The organism is Streptomyces sp. NPDC004561 (assembly GCF_053602155.1).
The window spans coordinates 1-1,769 of sequence record NZ_JBSGDB010000863.1 but is presented as its reverse complement, the minus strand read 5'-3'; the positions used below and the strand labels follow the sequence as shown (position 1 = coordinate 1,769).

At 72.6% G+C, this 1,769-nt stretch carries 2 protein-coding genes; one reads left to right on the top strand and one right to left on the bottom strand.

Translation table 11 applies throughout. The features are described from left to right. Positions 1–32: 32 nt before the first annotated feature. Positions 33–992: an LLM class F420-dependent oxidoreductase gene (locus ACWEN3_RS46195; protein ID WP_452984395.1), complete on the bottom strand. Its 960-nt coding sequence runs from the start codon at positions 990–992 to the stop codon at positions 33–35. Between the two features lie 196 nt (positions 993–1,188). On the opposite strand from ACWEN3_RS46195, the gene ACWEN3_RS46190 reads away from it, so the two are divergent. After that, positions 1,189–1,769: NAD(P)/FAD-dependent oxidoreductase (locus tag ACWEN3_RS46190; protein ID WP_452984394.1), on the top strand; the 581-nt coding region annotated here is incomplete at its 3' end.

Here is a 1,769-nt window from a genome sequence, read left to right as displayed (position 1 = left end):
CCGCGGCGCCGGGGGCGCGACGTGCCGGGGCGTCAGCTCCCGGAGAGCTGCGGCAGCACCTTCGTGCGGTAGAAGTCGAAGAACCCCCGCTGGTCCGGCCCGATCTGGTTGACGTACACCCGGTCGAACCCGGCGTCCGTGAAGGCCTGGAGCGTCGAGACGTGCTGCTCGACGTCGTCCCCGCACACCACCTTCTCGCGGACCATGTCCTCGGTCACCAGCTCGTGCAGCTGCTCGAAATGACGGGGCGACGGGAGTATCTGCCCCATCTCGCCGGGCAGCAGCTCGTTGTACCAGAGCCGGTGCACCGTACGGACGCACTCCTCGCGGTCGGCGCCGTAGCAGACCTTCGTGCCGCCGCTGACCGGCTTGGCCCCGCCCCCGCCCTTGCGGAACTGGGTGACCATCTCCTCCTGCGGCATCATCGTGATGTAGCCGTCGCCCACCCGCGCGGCGAGCGAGACGGACTTGGGGCCGAAGCCGGAGATGTCGATCGGGACCGGCTCGTCCGGGACGGTGTAGAGGCGGGCGTTCTCCACGGTGTAGTGCGTGCCGTGGTGGCTGACCTCCTCACCGGTGAACAGCCGGCGCATGACCTGGACGGCCTCCTCCAGCATCTCCAGGCGCACGTGCAGCGGCGGCCAGCGGTCACCGAGGATGTGCTCGTTCAGCGCCTCCCCGGTGCCGAGGCCCAGCCGGAACCGGCCGCCGGTCAGCACCGCGCTGGTCGCCGCGGCATGCGCCGTCACCGCCGGGTGCATCCGCACGGTCGGGCAGGTCACGGCCGTCTCGATGGGCAGCGACACCGCCTCCGACAGCGCGCCGATCACCGACCACACGAACGGGCTCTGCCCCTGCGCGTCGTTCCAGGGGTGGAAGTGGTCGGAGATCCACAGCGCCTGGAAACCGGCCTGCTCGGCCATCCGGGCCTGTTCGACGAGGCCGGCGGGGCCGTGCTCCTCGCTCGCCAGGAAGTAGCCGTACTCGGGCATCGCGGGTACCTCCGCATGGGGGAGACCGGTGTGTGATCCGGTCCGGGGCCGGGTAACCGGGGGCTCCGGCGCGAAACGCGGCACGGGCGGCGTTCGGGTGCTCCGACCCGCGTACGGGTGACCCGTCCGGCGTTTGCGTGCCCCGGCCCCGGATACGCGGAAGGCCTCGGACGAGCCACACTGCCGGAGGCGCACCGTGAGTCGACCTCGCGTGGTGATCGTCGGCGCCGGTTTCGCCGGGTACCGGGCTGCCCGCACTCTGGCCCGGCTCACCCGGAACCGGGCCGACATCACCTTGCTGAACCCGACCGACTACTTCCTCTACCTGCCCCTGCTTCCCCAGGTCGCCGCCGGTGTCCTGGACGCCCGCAGGGTCACCGTCTCCCTGCCCGGCACCCTGCACGGGGTGCGGCTGGTGCTGGGCGAGGCGGACCGGGTCGACCTCGACGCGCAGACCGCGCGGTACACCGGTCCCGAGGGCGGCACCGGCACCCTCGGATACGAGCGGCTGGTGCTGGCCGTCGGCAGCGTCAACAAGCTGCTGCCCATCCCGGGGGTCGCCGAGCACGCGCACGGCTTCCGCGGACTGCCCGAGGCGCTGTACCTGCGCGACCACGTGACCCGGCAGCTGGAGCTGGCCGCCGCGGACGACGACCCGGAGGCCTGCGCCGCCCGGTGCACCTTCGTCGTGGTCGGCGCCGGCTACACCGGCACCGAGGTGGCCGCGCACATGCAGCTGCTCACCGACGGGCTGGCCCGCCGGCACCCGCACCCGGC

Excerpts from the sequence above, each read along its gene's own strand:
- ACWEN3_RS46195 (WP_452984395.1), bottom strand. The coding sequence starts at position 992 with ATGCCCGAGTACGGCTACTTCCTGGCGAGCGAGGAGCACGGCCCCGCC.